This is a genomic window from Marinoscillum pacificum, assembly GCF_024714495.1.
In the GTDB taxonomy this organism is placed as follows: Bacteria; Bacteroidota; Bacteroidia; order Cytophagales; family Cyclobacteriaceae; genus Marinoscillum; species Marinoscillum pacificum.
The window spans coordinates 643,864-667,285 of record NZ_JAMZMJ010000001.1 but is presented as its reverse complement, the minus strand read 5'-3'; the positions used below and the strand labels follow the sequence as shown (position 1 = coordinate 667,285).

The following is a 23,422-nucleotide window of genomic DNA, read 5'->3' as shown; positions in this document are numbered from 1 at the left end:
AATAAATAGGGCATGACATTTAAGTTCTTAGTCCCATTATGGAATAAACATGTGGCCTTTTTGGGCTGCATGTTTGTTTTATTATCAGGTATAGGCTGTAAAGATGATGGTAAAGAATCGTCCAATGGTCAATACAATCAAGCAGGAGTTTTAATTTCTAAACCACCAATTTGGCAACAAGATGTGACCGGTAAAGGAACAGTCACAACTGCCGTTAGTCCGGCGTATTATAAAGATGTAGTAGTTGTAGGAGGTACTGATAATGCTGAAAATGACATTCTGTTGGCTCTAAATGTCCATGATGGTTCTGAGCAATGGAGTTGGTCAGAATTTGATCTTCCGGGAGAACGAGTTTATGATATTAATAATGGCGAGTATGGAGTCAATCAAAAGGATAGTCTTTGGATTCTTCAATATGATGAGCATCTCTATGCATTGGATTTAAGCACAGGAGCTACTCTTTGGACTGATGTACGAGATGGTTACTATGGAGTACTTGGTGTTCAGATAGTAGGAGAACATTACTATACTACATTTGATTTATTTGAAGGAGATCAGAGTGTGCCGACACTAATAAAAGGAGAAATTGGTAGTACTGTTCATGATTCCATTTATTCTCCACCTATTAGCAAAATTGCCAACTATAATGGGAGCTATGGAAGTATGAACGAACCATTGATTTATGAAATAGACGGTGAAGTACATGCCTTTCTTACGTTTATTGAGTTCATTGATTTGGAAGATTACAAAGAAATTCATTACATGTCCTCCATTAATCTCACTACTGGAAAAATGGATTTTGAAAAGACTCAGTTGGGAGATACTTCAGCAATGCCGTTCAGTCAACGTCCAGTGTTAGTTGGAGATGTTGTGGTTGTCAATGCAAACGGAAAAATGCATGGAATCAATAGATCTAATGGAGATGTCATTTGGACGTATAGTCCTTTTGAAAGTCCGTTTGATGGTCACCTTGCATATGCTGAATATAAAGGAAATATCTATGGAGTAAATGATGCTGGAGACCTGTTAGTGGTATCATTGAATGCGTCAACAGGTGAGGTCAACTGGGAGAATAGGACAGTTGGTGGAACAGATCAGGTTTACTTTCTCAATGATGTAATGTATTTCAGTACGGGTCATTTATACGCTTTTGATACTCAAACAGGTCAAATGTTATGGGATTTTTTGCCTGAAGGAGTAGAGATTTACCAGAGATATGGAGGCATTCGCGCTATTCCTGCATCTGATGATTCAGAAAAAGGTAAAATCTTAGCATGTTCATTTTCAAACTGTTACTGCTTTGAGGCAGAACGTTAATCTTATTATTTATGGAATTGACTAGAGGCCTGCAATTTGTAGCTGTGTTGGTAATTATGTGTTTGTCTGTCGCTATTGCTCATGCACAAGTGATTCTAAGCGGAGGGTATACGGAAACCTTTCTGTCTGAAAGTGCAGTAGATGATGCTTCCGGATTTATAATGTTGGTTCAAAAGCCAATCGAATTAAGTGAATCAGGAAGATTGGAATTTGCCCCAAAAGTTGGATTAAGTGTTCTAAACAGTCGGGCTGATGAACAGTTTAGCCCATCATTGAGTACAACTTTGCATTTTGCCCCTATGTTTGGGTATCACATCGTAAATGCTCAGAAATTATCCATAATACCTTTTGCAGGACCTTTTGGAAGTTGGGTTAATTGGTTGAAAGGAGGAGATGCTTTAGCTAGAGAGTCATCCTACGTAAGTGAATTCAGATTCGGGATTGAAGCTGGTGTTGCTGTAGATTGGGCAGTATCTGATAAAGTCAAAGTTCGATTGATTCCTTATAGTGTTCAATTTGGAAATGAATCTTTCCGTCAAGGAAATCTTACCTTGGGTTTTGAGTTATAAATGCTTCATGCACGTTTATTGTTGAAACATCTCTTTTGTGTATTCTAATAATTCAATTCCACCTTCTTTACCATGTCCAGGGACAACAGTCTTTAAATTAGGGTAAGTAATGAGAATGTTCTGTATGGTGTTGGACCACTGAAGTGTATCAGCATCTGCAAGATTGCCTTTGCCAGCATTCATGGTTTTGACCAGGCAACCTCCAAACAGGATCTCTTCAGAAGGAATATAGGCCACCATGTTGTCTAGTGTATGACCTGGACCAAAATGAGTGAGTTCTATTGTTTCAGTTCCAACTTTGAAAGTTTGATTTCTGTCAAATACTTGTTTCGGAATAGGGACATCACCGGCAGATACGGCTAAATCAAATGTTTGTATGCTTGACTCTGATACTATATTTTCATCGTGAAAAGGAGTCAGGCCTCCCAAACAATCATAGTGGAAGTGAGTAGGAACGACTTTCTTGATGGTAATTCCTTTATCCTTAAAGAAATTCAGTAGTTCTACAGAAGCACTATCAGATGACGGTGTGTCGAATACGATTCCTTCTCCGTGATTAGTGTAGACTAGTCCATTACAAGGAACTTTGCCATAATCATTCGTTTGTAGAAAAGAGATATGAATCCAGGTGTTTTCCGATAGTTGTTTGAGTTGAAGATTAGGTGTATTGTAGGCTAAAAATTCATTTTCTTTGGATTCACTGCAACTACCTATGATCCATAGGATCAATAGGTGAGGTAAGAGTTTGTTCATAGTTGGTTAGGATTATGCAAGGAAAGTTAGCCTTTCTTTTCCATGATATAATCATCCATTACATACCCATTGCCAATATCCTGAACGATTGCTTCTATTTTGTTAAACCCCATTTTTTCATAAGCTGCAATCGAGTTTGAATTGTCTTTATTGACGGTAAGAGAAATGCTATTACAGGCTAGGGCAGCTTTCCTGTGTTGGATAAATTGCATGGCTAATTTGGCAATGCCATTGCCTCTAAACTCCTTCGCCACATAGAGCTTACTTAGGAAAAGTGATTCTTTCTTCTTTACCACTGCAAAGTATCCAGCTGCTTTTTCATCATGAATTAATAGATAATACTCCATACCATCGGCAACCTGCTTTTGCATTGCGTCAGCTGATTGAAATTTGTCTAGCATGTAATTGACCTGGTCAATCCCAATGATAGGAGTGTAGTGCTCTGTCCAGATTTTTGAGGCGAGTTGTTCGAGTGTTTGAAAGTCTTGAGGTTGATTCGCTTGAGTGATAGTGGTCATTGTATATTTTGAAATGAAAAGTAAAGATAATTCGACTCATTATTTCTTACGGTTGGATAAAGCATCTAGTGCCATTATTTTTGATTTATTAACATTATATGAGCTATTTCTGATGCCAAAAACGATTGATGATTTAACAAAAAAGGATTGGGACACTTTATTCCCAATAGAGTTGGTTGATCATGATAGTCGATGGAAAATGGTCTTTAAAGCAGAAGCAAAAACAATACAAAATAAAATTGGAAATCATCTTATTGCTTTAGAGCATGTTGGTAGCACGTCTATTCCAAATATCAAGTCTAAGGACTACATTGATATTTCAATTGAGATTAAAGAAGAAGACTTATTTAGTGAAGCACTAATTGAAGGGATGCAGCAACTAGGCTATCATTACTTCAGGCAGCAGGGTAGTGGAGCTGACTATATGATTTTTGTGAAAGGATATCGTCTTGATGGCACGCATGATCAGGTTTTTCATGTCCATATGTGTCCAACAGGGCATGAAATGCTGCGGCAAATTAATTTTAGGGATTATCTAAAAGCTCATCCCGAGCGGGCAAAACAATATGAACAGTTAAAACTTGATTTGGCTAAAAAATATACAAATGACCGCTCAGGTTACCGGATTGCAAAAGGTGAGTTTATCCAGATGACCTTTGATTTGATTGAAGGGGACAAATAAAGAAAACACTCTTCATCTTAGGGGTAGTTTGTTGTTTTATACGATACCTGCCTACACAGGCATGACGAATAAATTGATTGCTTGAACGATTTGTGCTATTTTAAGATAGGATAATAACAACCATACCATTGATGACTAATCATAATTTCTCTTTTCGCACGGATCGATATGACTTTTGGCCTATTTATGACGCGATCAAAAAGTATTATCCAATTGGTATTTCTGAAAGTTTGGAAGAGTCTTTTAAAGGACGGAAGGAGAAAGAGAAAATCATCGTTGAAAATATTCACCAGCCAGAGAATTATAAAAGTAGGTGGAAAGACAGGATTTCGAAATGGCAGCAAGAGCTTGAGTTGACTGTTAAAAGTTCCACTTACGGTCAACTCCCATCATTTAGTGCGGATGTCATTCTAGAAGAAGAAGCATATAAAGACCGCATTTTCACAAAGAAAATACACATGGCTGTCAGTTTACTTGGGCCATTCTATACCTTGTTTGGAGTTGATCAAACTGACTTATTTACTGAGTCTTCTATATTGGAGGGAAGAAAAGGCCATTTTTTGAATACACATCGAATGATGGTTTCTCCAGAACTGGAATTCAAAGAGACATTTGTCAAATTGCGTGATTTGGTGGAGGATGAATTTGATGGATATCGATTTGTGCCTTACGGAATGTTTTCGTCTACAATCGAAGGATTGCATTTAAACTTCTTACACTCAGGTGAACTTCCTCGTGTTTATTATGCACTATTTGATAACATGATAGATTTCAATTGTCGGGTAGAAGGTGATCAATTCAAATATGGAAGTGATCAATGGTATATTGAAAACCCCAATATGGAAGATTATTGGACCATTTATCCTCCTGGCTATCAACCATAAAAAAACACTCCTCGTCTGAGAAGTGGTTTCGTATTTTATATGATGCCTGCTTGGGCAGGCATGACGCTCTGTTTTACTCTGTGCTTTCTGTGGTTACTCTAAACCACCACGTTGACAATTTTCTTAGGAACCACAATCACCTTTTTAGGTGTCTTGCCTTCCATCCATTTTTGTACGTTTTCGTGAGCCAAAGCCTGCTCTTCAATCTCTTTTGGATTCAGGTCAGCACTTAACTGCACTTTTGCACGCATTTTGCCATTCACCATTACCGGATACTCGATGGTGTCTTCCACTAGATAACTTGCATCGAAAGTAGGGAAGGTAGCATCACAAACGGTGCCGTCATTGCCTAATGCATGCCACAGTTCTTCAGCCAGGTGAGGAGCATAAGGTGCCAAGGCTATCGTCATTGGTACTAATACTTCTTTCTTGTTACATTTTAGCGACTGAAGCTCATTCACTGCAATCATGAAGTTACTAACCGAAGTATTCAAAGAAAGTCGTTCTACATCTTCCTCAATCTTCTTGATCAAACCATGAAGTACTTTCATTTCATCTTTGGAAGCCTTCTCGTCGCTTACATCGAAGTTGTCTGACTTGTCGTGGAACAAGCCCCAGAACTTGCGCAAGAACTTGTAAACTCCTTCGATACCGTTCGTATTCCATGGCTTACTCTGCTCGATTGGTCCAAGGAACATTTCGTACATTCTCAAGGTATCCGCACCGTATTTCTCTACCAGATCATCCGGATTCACTACGTTGTACTTGGACTTGGACATTTTCTCCACTTCCCAGCCGCAAACGAACTTTCCATCTTCTAGTACAAATTCAGCATCTGCACTGTCTGGTCTGAATTTCTTGAATGCTTCCACGTCCATCATATCGTCTTTCACAATGTTTACATCTACGTGTACAGGATAGCAATCAAAGTCTTTTCTTAGCCCGAATGAAATATACTTGTTTTCGTTTTTCACTCGGTAAGCCATGTTGGATCTTCCCTGGATCATTCCCTGATTCACCAATTTCTTAGCGTACTCGTCTACTTTAATGAAGCCAAGGTCAAACAAGAACTTGGTCCAGAAACGTGAGTAGAGTAGGTGACCTGTAGCGTGCTCGCTACCACCCAGGTAGAAGTCTACTTGCTGCCAATAATCCAAAGCTTTTTTAGAGGCAAACTCTCCATCGTTGTTTGGATCCATGTAGCGGAAGAAGTACCAGCTCGATCCAGCCCAACCAGGCATAGTAGTTAGCTCGTAAGGAGCACCATCAGCAGTTTTCCAATCTTCTGCACGACCTAGAGGAGGCTCACCATCTTCAGTTGGTAAATATTTGTCTACTTCTGGAAGCTGCAATGGCAATTGCTCATCTTCTAGCAAATAAGGAACACCATTTTTGAAGTACACAGGAATCGGCTCTCCCCAGTAGCGTTGACGACCGAAGATCGCATCACGCATTCTATAATTGACCTTAGGAGTTCCTAAGCCCTTTTCTACAATGTATTCGTTTGCTTTTTGGATTGCCTCCAAAGGAGCTAAACCATCCAATATGCCCGAATTGACCATTTTACCTTCTTTGGTTGGGTCAGCTTCGGTCTCTGTTATTTTCTGAGCATCGATTACCTGAACGATAGGTAAGTCAAAATGCTTCGCAAAGTCAAAATCTCTTTGGTCACCACTAGGTACGGCCATAACTGCACCAGTTCCATAACCTGCCAATACATAATCAGCGATGTAAACAGGTACTTTCTCACCGGAGAATGGATTCAATACATAGCTTCCAGTAAATACACCAGACACAGTCTTCACGTCGCTCATACGCTCACGTTCCGATCTGTTCTTCGCTACTTCCACATAAGCTTCTACTTCAGTTTTTTGCTCAGGTGTAGTGATTTCTTTAACGATATCAGCTTCTGGAGCCAATACCATGAAAGTCACCCCATAAATCGTATCAATTCGAGTGGTGAATACGGTGATTTTCTTGTCATGATTCTCCAGTTGGAAATCCACCTCAGCACCAAAGGATTTGCCAATCCAGTTGCGCTGCATGTCTTTGATTGGCTCTGGCCAATCTACTTTGTCCAAATCTTCAGACAAACGATCTGCATAAGCCGTAATACGCATGCTCCACTGTGGCATGGTTTTCTTGATCACCGGGTGACCACCACGCTCAGAGAATCCGTCTTTCACCTCGTCATTGGACAATACCGTACCCAATGCTGGGCACCAGTTCACAGTAGTCTCTGCGATGAAGGTCAGGCGATATTTCAACAACATCTTTTGCTGAGCCTCTTCAGACCAGCTATTCCAGTCCTCTGCAGAGAATGCAGGAGTATCTTCATCACAAACTGCATTGACAGTTGCATTACCTTCTTTAGCGAAAGTGGCTATCAAGGTATCAATGTGTTCAGCTTTGTTAGCATCATTGTTGTACCAACTGTTGAACAACTGCTTAAAGATCCACTGGGTCCATTTATAATAAGAAGGATCAGAAGTTCTTACTTCTCTGGACCAGTCGTAGCTGAATCCAAGATTGGTCAATTGCTCTTTGTATCGAGCGATGTTGGTTTCTGTAGTAATGGCAGGGTGCTGGCCAGTTTGGATAGCATATTGCTCTGCAGGCAATCCAAATGAATCGAATCCCATCGGGTGAAGGACATTGAATCCCTTCAATCGTTTGAATCTAGAAACGATATCCGATGCGATGTAACCAAGTGGGTGACCAACATGAAGTCCCGCTCCAGATGGATAAGGGAACATGTCCAATACATAATACTTTGGTTTAGAGGTGTCATTGCTGACCTTGTAAGTCTGGTTTTCTTCCCAGAACTTTTGCCATTTCTTCTCTACCTCCAGGTGTTTGTATTCTGCCATTGATCTATTTACAGTTTTATAAGGGTGGCAAAGTTATAAGATGCCCTTAAAAAGCAGTGGTAATTGGTCAGGAATTAGTCAGGTGTTTGGACATTTTATCATGGAATATGCTCGTTGATCTTATGTGATCAATTGGACACCCTTTGGAGATGGGGTAGTTCAAATTGATTTTGTGTCTTGATAAAGTAGCCTTAGTTTCGTGACTTCATTTAATACTATTGGTTTGGTTGCACTATTCAGAGCTCTTTCTGTTGTTGTTTGGAGTATATTGATGATCAGTTCATCACTGGTGGTTTTGTTGTTCACCTGGAACCCAAAACATTCCGTAACGATGGCCAGAACCATGTGGGCGCCATTTGTTTTATGGTCGTGTGGAATTAAACTGGTGGTAAAGGGGCTGGAAAATATTGATCCAGCACAGCCTTATGTGCTGGTTAGTAATCATCAATCTTATCTGGATATCCCTGTCTTGTTTAGGGCGGTAACCATCAATTTGTACTTTGTTGCGAAAAAGGAGTTGAAGAAGATTCCGTTTTTGGGATGGTACATGATGGCCACTGGAATGATTTTTATTGATCGATCCAATAGAGCTAAATCCATAGCTAGTTTACAGCGTGCGGCCAAATTGATTCAAAAAGGGAAAAGTGTGATTATGTTTCCTGAAGGTACTCGAAGCAAAGACGGCTACCTTGCTGAATTCAAGAAAGGGCCTTTCATGCTGGCTAGACAAGCGGACGTTCACGTGCTTCCTGTGGGTATTTCGGAGCCAGATGGTCACTGGAAGATAAACTCGCTTAAAAGAATTACCATTGAAGTCAATGTAGGCAAGCCTGTTGAAGCTAATTCATTGGTAGTAGGTGAGTTGATACAGACAGCACATGATGAAGTTGCAGTGCTGTCCAATCGAACAAAGTCTCTTAAATAAGGGATTTATTTCAAGGCATCCATTGCCTCTTCCACGTGTTTAACTGCCTTGGTAGTAGAATTGAAGCTATAAACCAATCTGCCATCCTTATCAAACACATAAGTTACTCTACTAGGAAGTAATCCTAACAGGTTTCTCGGAACCCCAAATGCTTTCTCCGCATTGCCATAGCAATCACTAAGCAATGTGAAATTCAGATCGTATTTGTCTGCAAATTTTTTGTGTGATCCTACCGTGTCAGAAGAAATTCCGACAATGTCTGCACCCATTTCCATGAATTCTTCGTATTTATCTCTGAATCCACAAGCCTCAGCTGTACAGCCAGGGGTGTCGTCTTTTGGGTAGAAGTAAACTACTAGTGCTTTCTCTCCTGTGAGTGAGGGTAGATCTATCAAGTTGCCGTCCTGATCTTTCAGGGAAACGTCGGGGATTAGATCGCCCTTTTGAAGTGTTTTGCCCATATACAAGTTAACCGCTGTGTTATCTCTGTGTTTCCTTGGTTTTAAACAAAGTAAGGAGCAAAGGTAGAAGAGTTAAATCAGTTAACAACGCTATCATCAAAGAAATTGTCATAAACAGGCCTAAATAATACGTGGCACCGAAAGAAGACAGGATGAACAGGCTAAATCCACTCACTATGATCAAAGTGGTGAGAATAATTGCTTTACCTGCTGATTTATAGGTTGTTAGGAGTTTGTCTTTCGTGCTATCGTTCTTGGGTTTATTGAAAACAGCGAGAAAATGAATGGTGTCATCTACGGCTATTCCGAAGGTCACCGCAAATATTACCGAGGTTGTTAATTTCAATGGAGCTCCAATCAAACCCATAAATCCAGCGACGGCTAATAAAGGAATGATGTTTGGAATCAAGCTAATTAACAATGTTTTAACGGATCGGAAATAGATGCCTAAAATCAGTGAGATGATTAATATGCCAATAATTAATCCTTTTATGAGATTATAGGAAAGTACTTCATGACTCTTGTCAATCAAATAGGTGGTGCCTGTTAACCGTGTTTGTAAAATCTCTGAATCAATGTTTTGCTCAATGAAGGATCTTAATTGATCATTTTTCAAGTTTGTTTCATGAGAGCCATATTCTGGAATGAAAGCAGCAATTCGTCCGTAAGAATTATCATGACTCACATTCGGAAGCATCTTGCGTTTTAAAAGTTGTTGAAGACTTCTGATCGTGCGTTGATATGAATCAGATTCTGGTATTTCAAATGCCGCATTCAGTCCTCCATTGTTAATTTGACTTGAGAGCTTTACCAGGGTGGCTGGACTTACCAGTCTCTCCATCGGGTAGGTGTTGTATAGGTATTGATCAATTTTTGCTATTTCCCGAATTACTCGTTCATCGTAAAGTGAATTGGTGGAATCAGCAGGCCAGACGGCTAATTCCCAGGGCTTAGAGCCTCCAAGTTCTTGATCTACATAGGTGAAGTCTTGTCGAACCTGTGAGTCTTCCGGAAGGTCCTTTAACAGGTATGCGTCTGTTTTGAGAAGATAGATGCCATAACAGGAAACACCAATTAATAAGACCCAGAAAAATGCGATTTTCTTTTGATTGCCTAAAACCCAATGACCTAAAGCTTCAAGTTTATTAGATCGAATCTCAGGTGGATAGCTCTTTTTAATCAATAAGGGTCCGAAAGCAAAGGTGACGATAAAGGCAATGCAAATACCTAAACCAGCAAAAAGCCCTAATTCTTGAATAGGTGTCGTGTCCAAAGTCCACAAACTAAAGAATCCCACGGCGGTCGTTACTGATGTTAGAAGGGTTGGAATCAATATCTTTTGAATGGCTGATTGTAGTCTTCTTACATGATCATTTTCTGAAGTATTTCTAAATGCATTGATTAGGTGAATGCTGTCAGAAGTAGAGACAAACAATATTACAGGAGGAATTAAAGAGCCTAAGATGGTAATTGAAAACCCTAGTAATGACATGATCCCCAACAACCAAATCAAACTCGTCAAACTTATCAAATAAGGCATCAAAGCGATCTTCAATGACCGGAATATTACAATTAATAATCCGAAACTCAATACCAGAGCTGCTGCTAAAAAGAGAACAAAGTCATTCTGGATATAGCCTACGAAAGACTCCTGAGCGATCACTTTTCCGGCCATTCGATAGTTCAAGCCTGATTCTTCTAATTGCTCTAGGAGCTTTTGGTTCAGCACTTTGGAGTCATTTGGGTCTAATAAATGTTTGTGGTTGATTTGAACAAGAAGGCTTTTCGCATCTTTACTTAGAAAGTTCCTGAAAACAGGATGTTCAACAATTTTAAGACTATCTGAACTGTATCGATTCGAGTCTTTTATATGAATGAGTGGGATAGGGGTATAACCCATGGGGCCTTTTACCGGAAGCTGAGCATTGACCAAAGAAAACACCGTATTGATCGACTCCATTTGTTCGATCGATTCTGACAGGTTGAGAGTTTGTTCCAAAAAAGAAGGTTGAAATACTCCTTTATCATTGGTTAACACTAAAATCAAATAGTCATTGTCGTAATCGAATTTTTGAAGATGATTAGCATAAAAGTCAATATCCGGATCATCAGTTGGAAAGAACTTCTCGAATTCGAAATCTGCTTTCAGTGATGTCATTTGAAAGCCTAGAAATGCCGTCGTAACAATCCAAAGGAAGATGATCACTATTCGGAATTTCGTGCTTCTGAATTTTTCGTAGTACTTATTGATGATCGGTTCCAGCTTTTTTATTAGCGAAGCTAATAAAGCCAGATGTTAGATGTTGGATGATTGATGCAGTTTCCTATCTTCATGAAACTATAATGAATTAGATATGCGATTTAAATTTGAAAAATTACTCATTTGGCAGAAAGCGATGGATTTTGGTGAAGAATTGAATCTTTCCACCTCCAATTTCCCTCAAAAGGAATTGTATAATTTAACTTCGCAGATGATGCGAGCTGTGGATTCGATTGCTCTTAATATCTCAGAGGGTTCAATTGAACAATCTAAGCCAGAGTTTTCTCGGTTTATGGGATATGCACTAAGATCATTAGCGGAGGTTGTTACTTGTCTTCACAAGGCAAATCGACGACAGTATTATTCTGAAGATCAATTCAACTTGTATTACGATCAAGCATATGAGTTGATGAACATGATGATTGCATTCAGGAAGAAGATATCCAACACCTAGCATCCAACATCAGACCATCAAATTATTAAAGGTGGAAAGATTTTATTAATTGAATAGACTACTAACAGTAATTCGAAAAACATGAAACAATACCTCGATTTGATGCAGCATATTCTGGATAATGGCGTTGATAAGTCCGACAGAACAGGTACTGGAACGAGAAGTGTATTTGGCTATCAAATGAGGTTTGATCTGGCAGAGGGTTTTCCTTTGGTAACAACCAAGAAAACGCATTTGAAGTCCATCATTCATGAGTTGTTGTGGTTTATTCAGGGCGATACCAACATTCAATACCTGGTTCAAAACGGTGTGAACATCTGGAATGATTGGCCATACCAAAGTTATTTGAAGCAGAATGATCTAGAAGAAAAGTATCCGAAGTATTCTGATGAATGGAAAGCGTTCATGAAGGAATTCATTGAAAAAGTGAAAACCGATGATGAATTCGCCAAACAATACGGAGAACTTGGACCAGTTTATGGACATCAATGGAGAAACTTCGAAGGAGTAGATCAGATTTCAGGACTAATAGAGGATATTAAGAATAAACCAGATTCCAGAAGGTTGATCGTTTCTGCATGGAATCCAAAAGATATTCCTGTGATGGCAAAGTCGGGGTTACCTCCATGTCATTCTTTGTTTCAGTTCTACGTGGCAGAAGGAAAGTTATCTTGTCAGTTGTATCAGAGAAGTGCAGATGTGTTTTTAGGTGTGCCGTTCAATATCGCATCTTATGCCTTATTGACCATGATGATTGCACAAGTGTGTGATCTTGGGTTAGGAGATTTTGTTCACACATTTGGAGATGCACACCTGTATAGCAATCACTTCGATCAGGCTAAACTTCAATTGAGTAGAACTCCAAAAGAACTTCCAACCATGAAGATCAACCCTGAAGTGAAAGACATTTTTGGATTCAAGTTTGAAGATTTTGCTTTGGAAAACTATGATCCAGACCCAGCAATTCGTGCAGTTGTAGCAGTTTAAACAAATTATTTCTCAGATTTTTTCTACTGAGGTGTAATAAACCCTTAAATAACGATACAAATAGGTATCACATTTCCTCAAATTACGTTAATACCCCTGTAATGTCAGAAAGAAGTAGTGTTTTTGATATGATTGGACCTGTTATGATAGGTCCTTCGAGCTCACATACCGCCGGTGTAGTGAGGATAGGAAGAGTGGCTCGAAAAATTCTTAAATCAACTCCCAAAAAAGCAATTATCACTTTTTACAACTCCTTTGCACGTACGTATGAAGGACATGGTAGTAATCGTGCTATTCTTGGTGGATTGTTGGATTTTCATACCGATGATGAGCGAATTAAAGATGCTTTGATTTTGGCAGAGCAAGCTGGTTTGGAGTATCATTTCAAGTCTGTGGGAAATGCGTCAACTTTACACCCCAACACAGTGAAAATTGAAATGACTGCAGATGATGGCACAGAGGCAACAGTCGTTGGAGAAAGTAGAGGTGGAGGAGTGATCAGAATGCGCTCTGTGAATGGGTTTGATACCAATTTTACAGCCAGCTCACATACGTTGATAGTCTACGCGAATGATCAAATGGGGAGCATCGCATTTATTTCTGATGTTTTATCTCATGATGACTGTAACATTGCGACGATGACAGTGTCTAGAAAGGGTAAGAACGATCTTGCTTGTCTCGTTTTTGAGATGGACTCGGGTATTAAACAAATAACTTTAGCATATATAAGCGAACTAAACTGGGTAAGAAACGTACTGTATATCCCAGATATCGATCAATAACTTAAATTATGAGAAAACTAAGCCTAACCTTACTATTGGGTTTTCTCATTGGATTCAGCGCAGTTAGTCAACAATCAACAAGGATTCTTGATTTACAACAATGCGTTGATATAGCCATTGAGAATAACTTATCCGTAAGACGAAGTGAATTGCAGGAACAAAGAGCCAAGGTATCTCACTTGCAGTCAAGAGCAGAGATGCTTCCAAACCTTAATGTTGGTGGTAATTATGGTTCACAATGGGGTAGATCCATTGATCCGACAACCAACCAGTTCATCACACAACAAATCAATTTTACTGGATTAAATGGAAGTTCCAATGTGACGTTGTTCAATTGGTTCAGAATTGTAAATACAGTAAAACAAAACAAGTACAATTGGGAATCGACGAAGTATGACGTTGATAAAGCAAAAAATGATATTTCTCTAAATATTGTCACCTTTTACTTGAATGTGATTTTCAATAGAGAATTAGTTGGAAATGCGGAGTACCAATTGAACTCAAGTCAAGAGCAATTAGAGCGAACCAAAAAGTTAGTTGCTGGAGGTGCTTTACCTAGGACGAATGAATTGGAACTTATATCACAGGTGGCGACTAACGAAGTAAACCTTGTGAACGCTGAAAATAATCTGAATTTGGCACTTTTAAACTTAAAGCAAGCTATGCTGATACCAGTGTCAGAATCAATTGAGTTAATAATTCCTGAGATTGACCTGAGTGATGAATCAGCTCTTGATCAAACTGCTGAGACTGTTTATAATGATGCATTGATAGCAATGCCGGAAATTCAAAGTGCTCAATTGCAAGTAGATCAAGCAATCATGGGAGTGAAAGTTGCTCAGGCAGGTTACTCTCCAACGCTTTCACTGAGTGGAAGTTTCCGAACCAATTATTCTGATGCGTATAAGTTGCCAGATGATAACGGGAACTTGGCTACAGTGCCTTTGTCAGACCAATTCGATCAAAACTTAAGTAGGTCTCTTAGTCTAGGTTTAAATATTCCGATTTTCAATAACCTGAGAGCTAATTCTAATGTTCAAAATGCGAAAATCAACCTTGAACAAGCTGAAATAGCCGTAATGGAGCAGCAAAATGTCCTAAGACAGACGATTGAGCAGGCATACAATGATGCTTACGCAGCATCTAAAACGTTCTCTGCTTCCGAAAGACAAGTTGAAGCATTGGAAGAGACCTTCCGATCAATCGAGAATCAATACAATCTCGGAGCTGCTAACTTTACAGATTATCAGGTAGCCCAAAATAATCTATACCGTGCCAAGTCAGACTTAGTTCGCGCGAAATTTGACTTCATTTTTAAAACCAAAGTACTTGACTTCTACCAAGGCAAAAACCTAACATTCTAACCATGGCCAAAAAGAAAAAATCAAATAAGATCTTATACATCCTGATCGGGGTGATTGTCGTGCTAGTTCTCTTTGTGATTATTGGTAAATCACAAGGTTGGGTAGGACAGAAAAAACTAATAGAAGTGCAAACTTCTAAAGCTGAAAAAGCTACTATCGTTGAGAAGGTATCGGCATCAGGCTCTGTACAGCCGGTCGTTGAAGTAAAAATTAGCCCGGAAGTACCAGGTGAAATTATCGAGATGGTAATTGAAGAAGGAGACTCAGTATCTAAAGGTGATTTCTTGTTGAAGATTCGCCCTGACAACTTTGAGTCTGCTTTACAAAGAGTTCAAGCTAACTATAACCAACAGAAAGCGAACCTTGAGGATGCAAAAGCGAGATTAGAAAGAGCAAAAGCAACTTTCAAAAGAACTGAGCTTGAATATGATCGTCAGAAAAAGCTTTATGATGAAAAAGTGATTTCGGCAGCTGATTATCAGCTTGCTGAAGCTAACTTCAATATTGCGAAGCAGGATAAAGCGTCTGCAGAGCAAAACGTAGAAGCTGCACAGTTCGTTGTTCAATCATCCTGGGCATCTGTTGTTGAAGCGCAAGAGAATTTGAGATTGACTCGAATTACCGCTCCTATGACTGGTATTGTCTCAAAACTCGATGTGGAAGAAGGTGAAACAGTGGTGGGTACGTCTCAAATGCAGGGTACTGAAATGTTGAGAATTGCTGACTTGTCTAACATGGAAGTTAGAGTAGATGTGAACGAAAACGACATCATCCGTATCAGCAATGGAGATACCGCGATCATTGATGTGGACTCTTACTCTTACATGGATAAAACCTTCAAGGGTGTTGTTACTCAAATTGCTAACACGGCCAATGCAAAAGCATCATCTGATGCCGTCACCGAGTTTGAAGTAAGAATTAAGATCTTGAATTCTTCTTACCAGGATTTAATTGAAGAAAAAGGGTTGAAATACCCGTTCAGACCTGGTATGACTGCCAGTGTTGATATTTTGACAGAAACTAAGTCTGGAATCCTGACAGTGCCATTGTCTGCAGTAACAACTAGAGCTAAGAAAAAAGAAGGTGGCGAAGGCGCTTCTGCTGGACCAGGTTCTGAAAGTGATAGTGAGGATTTGGCTGCGGCTGAATTAGATGAGGTAGTGTTCAAATTAGTTGATGGAAAGGCTGTTAAAACCATTGTGAAAACTGGTATCAGTGATTTTGAAAGAATCGAGATAGTATCAGGAGTTAGTGATGGCGAAGAGATCATTTCTGGTCCATTCTTGGCAGTCTCTAAGCGACTGAAAGATGGAGAAGGAGTTGAAACCAAAGGAGGAGACAACTCAAAACCGGATGAAAAGAAAGAAGAGTCAGAAGAAGATTAATTCTTCTGCTTATGATTAATGAAAAGAGGCTTCGGCCTCTTTTTTTATGCTATTTGTTTTTGAAGTTACTCCCTAGTATTTAGGCCTATTGAAGATCAAAATCACGTTTTAAAGACTTGTAAATTAAATGGGTTGGCAAACCCATTACGGTGAAGTAGGATCCTTTTATAGCTTTTATTTTAGCCATACCAATCCATTCCTGGATGCCATAAGAGCCCGCTTTGTCAAACGGTTGGTAGTGATCAATGTAGTAGTTCATTTCATCTGAACTGATCGTGTCAAAAGTAACATCAGTAGTGTCATAAAAATTTACTTCTTTGACTGAAGAGGAAATACAAACACCGGAAACAACTTGATGCGTTCTCCCAGAAAGCATTTCTAACATTTCAATGGCTTCTTTCTTGTTAGCCGCTTTATTCAACACATGATCATCACAGATGACCGTAGTATCAGAGGTGATGATGGTACATTCCGGTCTTAACTCACGATAATTTCGGTTCTTCTTTATTGCTAAATATTCCGCTACTTCCAAAGCTGGAAGAGTATCAGGAAAGCTTTCATCAAAATCTCTGGTGAATACTTCAAATTCAAATCCAAGATCTTTCAGTAGCTGTTGACGTCTAGGGCTGTTGGAGGCAAGTATCAAATGGTGTTCTGAATTCATCTTCTTCAATTGAACTAAATACAAAGCCACTTATGACTTTAGGATAAAAATAGGTTGATTTCTGTGGCATGGTGTAGCCACTATAGCACACTTCTTTCACTGTTTCTATCGAAATGTCCTTGGTGATCACGGCAAATTGAGCTTCACCAGTAACTATATCTTTCAAACAGGTTGTGAAATTCCGCTGAAAAGTAATATTCCTGGCATTAACTTGTTTCGATCCAGGGATTCCCAATATTTTCTCGAATAGGAAATAGTGCATGACAGTTAAGTCTAGCTCCTTGATTTCTTTAGGAAAGTTCCAGGTAATCTTCTCAATGTTTTCAGGCTTCAATCGGATTTTGTAAGCATTATCTCCAACTAAAAGTCCAAACGCCCACTTCTTGCCCAGTATAATCTCATTGACATCAGGTGCATTCTCCACCGGTTTAATTATAAAATCCTCTTGAAGTTGTTCCAATAACCATTCCTCGGAAAAGTTAGGTAGATCCTTTACAACACGATGAGTCGGAAGGATTCTTAAGTCTTCGGACTCAGTGTTGGTTAAAAACATCATATGGAAGTTGTAAGCTTCTTCGCCTGTATGGTTAGGATTTTGAGCTATCTGCTCTTTCATGTAAGCGAGAGATCCTCCGTAACGATGATGGCCATCTGCCAGAATGATTTGTTTTTCTTTGATGATTTCACGGATTCTATTGATGATTTTTGCATCCTGAATAACTGCAAATACGTCCCTAACTCCTTGGTAATCTTCTGATTCGTAAAGAGGGCATTCCATGCTCTCGTCGAGATATTTCTCGATTTCCCTACTCTCATCGGTGTAGAGACCATGAGTAGGAGAAACATTCAGTTTCGTTTGGTCAATAAGTTCCAACCGATCCCGTACAGAGTAGGGCATGGTGCTTTCATGACGAAGAATCACTTTTTCATCATAATCATGAACTCTGATGTTGCAAATAAATCCTTTACGGCAGTACTCTTTCGATGATCCTGGTAAAGAGAAATACTCATAGTATACGTAGATCGCAGGCAGTCTGTCTTGAGCCAAAACCTCGCGCTCTTTCCAAGAATCTAGTCGTTGTTTAGCTGCCGCTGCCGGATTGTTTTCGCTTGGAACAGACAGATGGATACTGTTATACTCTCTTGTATAAAGAGCCGCTCGTTGCTTATCCGAAACCACATCAAACAAAGGAGAAGTGAGTTGATCTATTTGCTGGATCAACTCGCTATTGTATCGCCAGCCGGCGAAAGCTCGAATGTCTGCCATCAATTAATCTGCTTTCATACGATTTTTCCAACCATTATTTCTACTAGTGTTGGTGGAAGGTGCCTGTACAGTCTTCTGTTTGTTTTCCTGATATTGATCGAATGCGAAAATTGCAGCCACTTTTTGAACGTCTTCAGGAATTTCTTTCTTAAGATATTCGGGTTTGAAATGCTGTTCAACAAACTTGGTGGTAAACTTTCCGCTGACAAATTCTTCATGCCCTAATACGAACTGACAGAATGGGAGAGTAGTTTTAATTCCGATAATTTGATACTCTTCAATAGCGCGCTGCATGCGTTCAATTGCTTCCGCTCTGTCCTTACCATAAGTGATGAGTTTTGCGATCATTGGATCATAGTAGATCGGAATGTCCATTCCTTCTTCATATCCATCATCTACTCTTACTCCTGCTCCCTGAGGTCTTCTGTAGACCTGAAGTTTACCAGTGTCTGGTAAGAAGTTGTTTTCAGGATCTTCTGCATAGACTCTCACTTCCAGGCTGTGTCCCTGAATTTTAAGGTCTTCCTGCTTAAAGCTAATCGCTTGTCCTTCTGCTATTTTAATTTGTTCTTTAACCAGGTCAAGACCAGAGATTTGCTCTGAAACTGGATGCTCTACTTGTAAACGAGTGTTCATTTCCAGGAAGTAGAAATCCAGGTTGGCATCTGCGATGAATTCTACAGTTCCTGCGCCGTAGTAATTACAAGATTTAGCCACATTGACAGCTGCTTCTCCAAATCGCTTGCGTTGCTCCTCATTAATTACAGGAGAAGGCGCTTCTTCTATTACTTTTTGGTTTCTACGTTGGATACTGCACTCACGTTCGAACACGTAAATCACATTTCCATGCTGATCACCTAATATTTGAACTTCAATATGTTTAGGAGAGGTAATGAACTTCTCAATGAAAACAGAATCATCTCCAAAGGAGCTCTTTGCCTCACTAACGGCGCGAGTCATTTGCTCTTCAAAATCATTAGGGTCGTTGACAATTCGCATTCCTTTACCGCCGCCGCCAGCACTTGCCTTGATCATTACAGGGTAACCAATTTCAGAGGCTACTTTCTTAGCAGCTTCTACATCACTAATTGGTTCATCCATTCCAGGAACAAGAGGTACATCAAAGTTTTTGACAGCTTGTTTAGAGGCAAGTTTGTCTCCCATTACTTTGATCGCATCGGCAGAAGGGCCAATGAATGTTAAGCCTGCATCTTCCACTTTTTTGGCGAATGTAGCATTCTCCGAAAGGAAACCATATCCCGGATGTATGGCATCTGCCCCAGTGATTTTACAAGCTTCTAAAATTTTATCCATCACCAGATAAGACTCAGCTGATGGGGGTGGACCAATCAGAACAGCTTCATCAGCATATTGAACGTGCGCTGCAGTTTTATCGGCTTCACTGTATACGGCTACAGTCTTGATACCCATTTCTTTTGCAGAGCGCATCACTCGAATCGCGATTTCACCTCTGTTGGCAATCAGGATTTTCTGGATTTTTCTCATAGACTGCTAAAATAGTTATTCCTACTTTAAAAGAATGGGGATAATAGTTGAGAGTTCTCATGGACTATTATGACAAAATGATTCCAATGTAATTCCACTTTCACTTGTATAAAATTTTATCAATTACAATAAATGTTGCATTTCATTGGCCTTCATTCATGACATTTCGATAACAATGAGAGTAATTTTCAATAATTATCAATTTTAAATGAGAATTATCAGTTTGCGCAATGTGTATTTAATGTTAGTTTTGTAGCTCATTTTGGTAAGTTTATTAACACGCGATAAATGGATTTATTTGAAAAATTACTGCAGGATCGTGGGCCGTTAGGGCAGCATTCCTACTTCGATGACAACTACTACATGTTTCCAAAGCTGGAAGGAGAGATTGCTCCACGCATGCAGTTTAGGGGTCAGGAAGTTCTTACATGGAGTTTGAACAACTACCTGGGATTAGCGAATCATCCTGAAGTAAGGAAGGCAGACGCTGATGCAGCGGCTGAGTGGGGACTAGCCTATCCAATGGGTGCACGTATGATGACAGGTAACACGGTATATCATGAGCAGTTGGAAAGAGAGCTAGCAGAGTTTGTACAGAAAGATTCTTCTATGTTGTTAAACTTCGGTTATCAGGGCGTAATGTCTGTAATCGATGCTTTGGTAGATAGAAGAGACGTTATCGTATATGATGCAGAGTCGCACGCTTGTATTATTGACGGTGTAAGATTACACATGGGTAAGCGTTTTGTTTATCCGCATAATGATATTGAAAACTTAGAACGACAACTTAAGAGAGCTGAGAAAATCACACAGGAAACTGGTGGTGGTATTTTGGTAATCACAGAAGGTGTTTTCGGTATGTCTGGAAACATGGGTGATCTTAAGTCTATTGCTAAGTTGAAAGAGAAATTCAACTTCAGACTACTTGTTGATGACGCTCATGGTTTTGGTACTATGGGAGCTACAGGTGCAGGAGCTGGTGAGGAGCAAGGAGTACAGGATCAAATTGATATCTACTTCTCTACGTTCGCTAAGTCAATGGCTTGTATCGGTGCGTTCATTGCAGGTGATGAGAAAATCATCGATGTATTGAAGTACAACGTTAGATCTCAAATCTTCGCTAAATCATTGCCAATTGCTTTGGTAATCGGTTTGTTGAAGCGTTTGGAGCTATTGAAGAGTAAGCCTGAGTTGAAAGAAAACCTTTGGAAAATCGTGAGAGCGATCCAAACTGGTTTTGTGGAGAAAGGATACAGAATTGGATCTACGCAATCCCCTGTAACTCCGGTAGTTATGAATGGAGATACGTTGGAGGCAGTAAATCTTGTAAAAGATTTACGTGACAATCATAAGATTTTCTGTTCTGTTGTCGTTTATCCAGTAGTACCGAAGGGAACGATCATTTTGAGAATCATCCCAACGGCGGTTCATTCACTTGATGATGTGGAACAAACCATCGCTGCTTTCGAAGCTGTGAAAGGCAAGCTAGATAGTGGTGAATACAAGAAGGCAGGAGTAGAAGGAGCTTACGCGAAAATTTAATTTTCTGCTTTTTTTGAGCATTATGCTTGATTTTTGAACAATTTATATAAATTGCTCTATCGAATAATTATCAGTAACCTTAATTAAAGATCTATCAATATGAAAAGATTCGAACAACTTAAAGAATTAGTAGACGGACTTGAAGCTGACTTTGCAAAGTTTTATGACAAGCAAAATTCTGCAGCTGGTACTAGAGTTAGAAAAGGTATGCAAGACCTTAAAAACATAGCTCAAGAGATCAGAATCGAAGTTCAAGACATGAAGAACAAAGGTTAATCTACTGATTGAAAGATCATAAATAAGAAAAGGGGCTTTTTAAGCCCCTTTTTTTGTGCCTTTTTGCCAATATTTGAAGATGAAAAAGACATTATTCGTACTATTTAGCTACTTGAGTGCAAGCTTTGTATTTGGTCAAGATGATGAAACTGCAGCGTTGACAGTAGCTAAGCATCTTTTTGTGGCTATGGAAACCAATGATGGTGCTCTTGCTGCATCCTTATTTACTGAAGGTGCGCAGTTGCAAACGGTTCATAAAAGCAAACAGGGTGAAACGGTTCTGTCTACGATTCCTGTAGAGAAGTTGGTGGAAGTCTTTGGTCAGGAAAAGGAGCAGACGTACTCAGAGCCAATTTGGAATGAACGAATTCTAATCGATGGAGATTATGCGGTTGTTTGGGTTGATTACGCTTTTTATTTAGGTAACACCTTCAGCCACTGTGGTGTGGATATGTTTCAGATGATGAAGCAAGAAGGAGAGTGGAAGATATTTGGACTAACTGATACCAGAAGAAAGGAAGGTTGCGATGTTCCCTCTGATGTGAAAGCTCGATACAGAGAATAAAAAAGGGGACTATTTGTCCCCTAAATACATTTTAAAGTGTCTTAGTAGTTCCTTAGATCCTTCAAATAACGGAAGTCTAACATCTCGTTTCATGAGTCCTAGTGCTTCTAATCCTGTTTTTACCGATACTGGATTCCCTTCCTTTCCTACCAGGTCATATCCAGTCATCATTTGCATGTGAAGTTTGTTTGCTTCTTCAAAGTTACCTGCTAATCCGTATCGAATCATGTCGCTGAACGTTTTTGGCTGGATATTAGCAATAACAGAAATAGCACCTACACAACCAAAAGACATCATTGGTAGAGTTAATGGATCATCTCCTGAAATTAAGATGAAATCATCAGGAGTGTTTTGCTGAATTTCCATGCATTGAGCCAGGTTGCCAGAAGCTTCTTTGGTTCCAATAATGTTAGGATGCTTTGATAGGTTGATTGTTGTTTCTGCTGTTACGTTAGAGCTTGTTCTAGCAGGCACATTGTATAAGATCACTGGGAATGGACTCGCATCTGCTATAGCTTCATAATGCTTTTGAATGCCCATCTGACTTGGTTTGTTGTAGTATGGACTCAAACTTAAAATAGCAGCCAGGTCATAATCTTTGACTAAATCCAGTTGATCAATAGTCCATTTTGTACTATTACCGCCTAGTCCATATACAACTGGTAAGTTTTTTGGGTTGTTGGCTAGTACAAACTCGATGACCTCATTTTTCTCCTTAGCAGTGACAGTAGGTGCTTCTCCTGTGGTTCCCAATACTACAAGATATTCCACATCGCCTTCACTTACATGGTCAAGCAACTGTTTTAAGGCTTCAAAATCAATAGAAAGGTCACTTTTGAAAGGTGTTACTAATGCTACTCCGGTTCCTTTAAATTGGTTGGTACTCATTGCTTTGGATCATCTTTAAATATCTAATCACTTCGCTGCTCAGCGAAGCTTTGTCATCTGAAGAGTTAATCATCAGATCGTAGTGGTGAGATCGTTCATCACTAGTGATTCCGACTCTACATTTGCTATTAATTAGCGAAAATACATAATCAATTAAGAAATGCCCCGATTGATCAAAACATAGTGCAAAATCATATTGTTGGGACAAGAAAGTTTTAAGGTCTTCACCCTTAATATCAGCTCCATAGGTGATATCCAGGTTGGTGAAAAATGGGAGCTCTGATATTTTCTTTTTTGGCTGATGGCAGTAGACCATCACACTCACTTCTTTACCCAGACCTTTCAAATCTTTGATGATTTCTTTGAGTTTTTCTTCATTCTCAAACTGGTCAGAGTAAACAATAGCAAACCTATTGCTTGTCCTAAAATCCATCGTTTCCTGCGAGTGATGCTTTTTTAGGTTTTTCTTCGTTTTATAATTGACTATTGTCTTTTTCAACATC

23 protein-coding genes are annotated in these 23,422 nt (G+C 39.4%); 13 read left to right on the top strand and 10 right to left on the bottom strand.

From position 1 onward, the window contains the following. The first annotated feature begins 12 nt into the window (after window positions 1-12). Window positions 13-1,317, top strand: a complete 1,305-nt coding sequence (locus NXS00_RS02870) for an outer membrane protein assembly factor BamB family protein (protein WP_258097606.1) — start codon at window positions 13-15, stop codon at window positions 1,315-1,317. Window positions 1,318-1,328: 11 nt separating this feature from the next. Then, window positions 1,329-1,886, top strand: coding sequence for a hypothetical protein (locus NXS00_RS02865; protein WP_258097605.1), 558 nt, complete (start codon window positions 1,329-1,331; stop codon window positions 1,884-1,886). A gap of 15 nt (window positions 1,887-1,901) precedes the next feature. Here NXS00_RS02865 and bla read toward each other — a convergent pair whose 3' ends face one another. Both bla and NXS00_RS02855 read right to left on the bottom strand, forming a co-directional pair. Further along, window positions 1,902-2,639, bottom strand: a complete 738-nt coding sequence (gene bla / locus NXS00_RS02860; protein WP_258097604.1) for a subclass B1 metallo-beta-lactamase — start codon at window positions 2,637-2,639, stop codon at window positions 1,902-1,904. Between the two features lie 26 nt (window positions 2,640-2,665). Continuing rightward, entirely contained in the window at window positions 2,666-3,157 is a 492-nt protein-coding gene (locus NXS00_RS02855; RefSeq protein WP_258097603.1) for a GNAT family N-acetyltransferase, read from the bottom strand. Between the two features lie 13 nt (window positions 3,158-3,170). Here NXS00_RS02855 and NXS00_RS02850 point away from each other — a divergent pair, with 13 nt between their 5' ends. Together NXS00_RS02850 and NXS00_RS02845 are read left to right on the top strand one after the other, a co-directional pair. Beyond that, window positions 3,171-3,839, top strand: a complete 669-nt coding sequence (locus NXS00_RS02850) for a GrpB family protein (protein WP_258097602.1) — start codon at window positions 3,171-3,173, stop codon at window positions 3,837-3,839. Between the two features lie 131 nt (window positions 3,840-3,970). Then, a complete protein-coding gene (locus tag NXS00_RS02845; protein WP_258097601.1) occupies window positions 3,971-4,723 on the top strand; it encodes a hypothetical protein in 753 nt (250 codons plus the stop codon). A gap of 98 nt (window positions 4,724-4,821) precedes the next feature. Here the strand turns inward: NXS00_RS02845 and leuS are convergent, their stop codons facing one another. Then, complete coding sequence (leuS, locus tag NXS00_RS02840) at window positions 4,822-7,593, bottom strand: leucine--tRNA ligase (RefSeq protein WP_258097600.1); 2,772 nt, start codon at window positions 7,591-7,593, stop codon at window positions 4,822-4,824. A gap of 199 nt (window positions 7,594-7,792) precedes the next feature. Here leuS and NXS00_RS02835 point away from each other — a divergent pair, with 199 nt between their 5' ends. Further along, a complete protein-coding gene (locus tag NXS00_RS02835) occupies window positions 7,793-8,518 on the top strand; it encodes a lysophospholipid acyltransferase family protein (RefSeq protein ID WP_258097599.1) in 726 nt (241 codons plus the stop codon). 5 nt (window positions 8,519-8,523) lie between these two features. Here the strand turns inward: NXS00_RS02835 and NXS00_RS02830 are convergent, their stop codons facing one another. Next, a complete protein-coding gene (locus NXS00_RS02830; RefSeq protein ID WP_258097598.1) occupies window positions 8,524-8,979 on the bottom strand; it encodes a peroxiredoxin in 456 nt (151 codons plus the stop codon). 19 nt (window positions 8,980-8,998) lie between these two features. Beyond that, a complete protein-coding gene (locus NXS00_RS02825; RefSeq protein ID WP_258097597.1) occupies window positions 8,999-11,137 on the bottom strand; it encodes an efflux RND transporter permease subunit in 2,139 nt (712 codons plus the stop codon). A 196-nt stretch (window positions 11,138-11,333) separates the two neighbouring features. Between NXS00_RS02825 and NXS00_RS02820 the strand changes: the two genes are divergently transcribed. The 5 genes from NXS00_RS02820 to NXS00_RS02800 all read left to right on the top strand — a co-directional run bounded on the left by NXS00_RS02820 (window position 11,334) and on the right by NXS00_RS02800 (window position 16,211). Then, window positions 11,334-11,693 (top strand): four helix bundle protein, encoded by a 360-nt coding sequence (locus NXS00_RS02820; protein ID WP_258097596.1) that lies wholly within the window; start codon window positions 11,334-11,336, stop codon window positions 11,691-11,693. A gap of 81 nt (window positions 11,694-11,774) precedes the next feature. Then, window positions 11,775-12,680 carry a thymidylate synthase gene (thyA, locus tag NXS00_RS02815; protein WP_258097595.1) on the top strand — a complete coding sequence of 302 codons (906 nt, stop codon included), beginning with the start codon at window positions 11,775-11,777 and terminating at the stop codon, window positions 12,678-12,680. Window positions 12,681-12,781: 101 nt separating this feature from the next. Continuing rightward, window positions 12,782-13,462, top strand: coding sequence for an L-serine ammonia-lyase, iron-sulfur-dependent subunit beta (gene sdaAB, locus NXS00_RS02810; protein WP_258097594.1), 681 nt, complete (start codon window positions 12,782-12,784; stop codon window positions 13,460-13,462). A gap of 8 nt (window positions 13,463-13,470) precedes the next feature. Continuing rightward, a complete protein-coding gene (locus NXS00_RS02805) occupies window positions 13,471-14,826 on the top strand; it encodes a TolC family protein (RefSeq protein ID WP_258097593.1) in 1,356 nt (451 codons plus the stop codon). 2 nt (window positions 14,827-14,828) lie between these two features. Continuing rightward, the gene (locus NXS00_RS02800; protein WP_258097592.1) at window positions 14,829-16,211 is read left to right on the top strand and encodes an efflux RND transporter periplasmic adaptor subunit; all 1,383 of its coding nucleotides are present in this window, start codon (window positions 14,829-14,831) and stop codon (window positions 16,209-16,211) included. Window positions 16,212-16,296: 85 nt separating this feature from the next. On the opposite strand, the gene NXS00_RS02795 is transcribed toward NXS00_RS02800, so the two are convergent. From NXS00_RS02795 to accC, 3 genes are read right to left on the bottom strand one after another with little or no spacing between them, the layout of a single operon-like run. Next, window positions 16,297-16,875, bottom strand: coding sequence for a Maf family nucleotide pyrophosphatase (locus tag NXS00_RS02795; RefSeq protein ID WP_258097591.1), 579 nt, complete (start codon window positions 16,873-16,875; stop codon window positions 16,297-16,299). Next, window positions 16,832-18,142, bottom strand: coding sequence for a DUF1015 domain-containing protein (locus tag NXS00_RS02790; RefSeq protein ID WP_258097590.1), 1,311 nt, complete (start codon window positions 18,140-18,142; stop codon window positions 16,832-16,834). Before NXS00_RS02790 ends, NXS00_RS02795 begins: the two co-directional genes overlap by 44 nt. A 3-nt stretch (window positions 18,143-18,145) precedes the next feature. Next, entirely contained in the window at window positions 18,146-19,648 is a 1,503-nt protein-coding gene (accC, locus tag NXS00_RS02785; RefSeq protein WP_258097589.1) for an acetyl-CoA carboxylase biotin carboxylase subunit, read from the bottom strand. Window positions 19,649-19,936: 288 nt separating this feature from the next. Here accC and NXS00_RS02780 point away from each other — a divergent pair, with 288 nt between their 5' ends. From NXS00_RS02780 to NXS00_RS02770, 3 genes are all read left to right on the top strand, one after another. Continuing rightward, window positions 19,937-21,190: an aminotransferase class I/II-fold pyridoxal phosphate-dependent enzyme gene (locus tag NXS00_RS02780; protein ID WP_258097588.1), complete on the top strand. Its 1,254-nt coding sequence runs from the start codon at window positions 19,937-19,939 to the stop codon at window positions 21,188-21,190. A 99-nt stretch (window positions 21,191-21,289) separates the two neighbouring features. Beyond that, complete coding sequence (locus tag NXS00_RS02775) at window positions 21,290-21,466, top strand: BF3379 family histone-like protein (RefSeq protein ID WP_258097587.1); 177 nt, start codon at window positions 21,290-21,292, stop codon at window positions 21,464-21,466. A 79-nt stretch (window positions 21,467-21,545) separates the two neighbouring features. Beyond that, window positions 21,546-22,031, top strand: coding sequence for a nuclear transport factor 2 family protein (locus NXS00_RS02770; RefSeq protein WP_258097586.1), 486 nt, complete (start codon window positions 21,546-21,548; stop codon window positions 22,029-22,031). A 9-nt stretch (window positions 22,032-22,040) separates the two neighbouring features. Here the strand turns inward: NXS00_RS02770 and dapA are convergent, their stop codons facing one another. Next, the gene (gene dapA, locus NXS00_RS02765; protein WP_258097585.1) at window positions 22,041-22,919 is read right to left on the bottom strand and encodes a 4-hydroxy-tetrahydrodipicolinate synthase; all 879 of its coding nucleotides are present in this window, start codon (window positions 22,917-22,919) and stop codon (window positions 22,041-22,043) included. After that, entirely contained in the window at window positions 22,900-23,421 is a 522-nt protein-coding gene (locus NXS00_RS02760) for a DUF6913 domain-containing protein (RefSeq protein ID WP_258097584.1), read from the bottom strand. The genes dapA and NXS00_RS02760 overlap by 20 nt, the downstream gene beginning before the upstream one ends. Between the last annotated feature and the right edge of the window lies 1 nt (window position 23,422).

Excerpts from the sequence above, each read along its gene's own strand:
- NXS00_RS02805 (WP_258097593.1), top strand. The coding sequence starts at position 13,471 with ATGAGAAAACTAAGCCTAACCTTACTATTGGGTTTTCTCATTGGATTC.
- NXS00_RS02780 (WP_258097588.1), top strand. The coding sequence starts at position 19,937 with ATGGATTTATTTGAAAAATTACTGCAGGATCGTGGGCCGTTAGGGCAG.
- NXS00_RS02820 (WP_258097596.1), top strand. The coding sequence starts at position 11,334 with ATGCGATTTAAATTTGAAAAATTACTCATTTGGCAGAAAGCGATGGAT.
- NXS00_RS02830 (WP_258097598.1), bottom strand. The coding sequence starts at position 8,979 with ATGGGCAAAACACTTCAAAAGGGCGATCTAATCCCCGACGTTTCCCTG.
- NXS00_RS02800 (WP_258097592.1), top strand. The coding sequence starts at position 14,829 with ATGGCCAAAAAGAAAAAATCAAATAAGATCTTATACATCCTGATCGGG.
- bla (WP_258097604.1), bottom strand. The coding sequence starts at position 2,639 with ATGAACAAACTCTTACCTCACCTATTGATCCTATGGATCATAGGTAGT.
- NXS00_RS02865 (WP_258097605.1), top strand. The coding sequence starts at position 1,329 with ATGGAATTGACTAGAGGCCTGCAATTTGTAGCTGTGTTGGTAATTATG.
- sdaAB (WP_258097594.1), top strand. The coding sequence starts at position 12,782 with ATGTCAGAAAGAAGTAGTGTTTTTGATATGATTGGACCTGTTATGATA.
- NXS00_RS02795 (WP_258097591.1), bottom strand. The coding sequence starts at position 16,875 with ATGAATTCAGAACACCATTTGATACTTGCCTCCAACAGCCCTAGACGT.
- NXS00_RS02850 (WP_258097602.1), top strand. The coding sequence starts at position 3,171 with ATGAAAAGTAAAGATAATTCGACTCATTATTTCTTACGGTTGGATAAA.
- NXS00_RS02790 (WP_258097590.1), bottom strand. The coding sequence starts at position 18,142 with ATGGCAGACATTCGAGCTTTCGCCGGCTGGCGATACAATAGCGAGTTG.
- leuS (WP_258097600.1), bottom strand. The coding sequence starts at position 7,593 with ATGGCAGAATACAAACACCTGGAGGTAGAGAAGAAATGGCAAAAGTTC.
- NXS00_RS02760 (WP_258097584.1), bottom strand. The coding sequence starts at position 23,421 with ATGTTGAAAAAGACAATAGTCAATTATAAAACGAAGAAAAACCTAAAA.
- thyA (WP_258097595.1), top strand. The coding sequence starts at position 11,775 with ATGAAACAATACCTCGATTTGATGCAGCATATTCTGGATAATGGCGTT.
- NXS00_RS02775 (WP_258097587.1), top strand. The coding sequence starts at position 21,290 with ATGAAAAGATTCGAACAACTTAAAGAATTAGTAGACGGACTTGAAGCT.
- NXS00_RS02770 (WP_258097586.1), top strand. The coding sequence starts at position 21,546 with ATGAAAAAGACATTATTCGTACTATTTAGCTACTTGAGTGCAAGCTTT.
- NXS00_RS02870 (WP_258097606.1), top strand. The coding sequence starts at position 13 with ATGACATTTAAGTTCTTAGTCCCATTATGGAATAAACATGTGGCCTTT.
- NXS00_RS02825 (WP_258097597.1), bottom strand. The coding sequence starts at position 11,137 with ATGACATCACTGAAAGCAGATTTCGAATTCGAGAAGTTCTTTCCAACT.
- NXS00_RS02845 (WP_258097601.1), top strand. The coding sequence starts at position 3,971 with ATGACTAATCATAATTTCTCTTTTCGCACGGATCGATATGACTTTTGG.
- accC (WP_258097589.1), bottom strand. The coding sequence starts at position 19,648 with ATGAGAAAAATCCAGAAAATCCTGATTGCCAACAGAGGTGAAATCGCG.
- dapA (WP_258097585.1), bottom strand. The coding sequence starts at position 22,919 with ATGAGTACCAACCAATTTAAAGGAACCGGAGTAGCATTAGTAACACCT.
- NXS00_RS02855 (WP_258097603.1), bottom strand. The coding sequence starts at position 3,157 with ATGACCACTATCACTCAAGCGAATCAACCTCAAGACTTTCAAACACTC.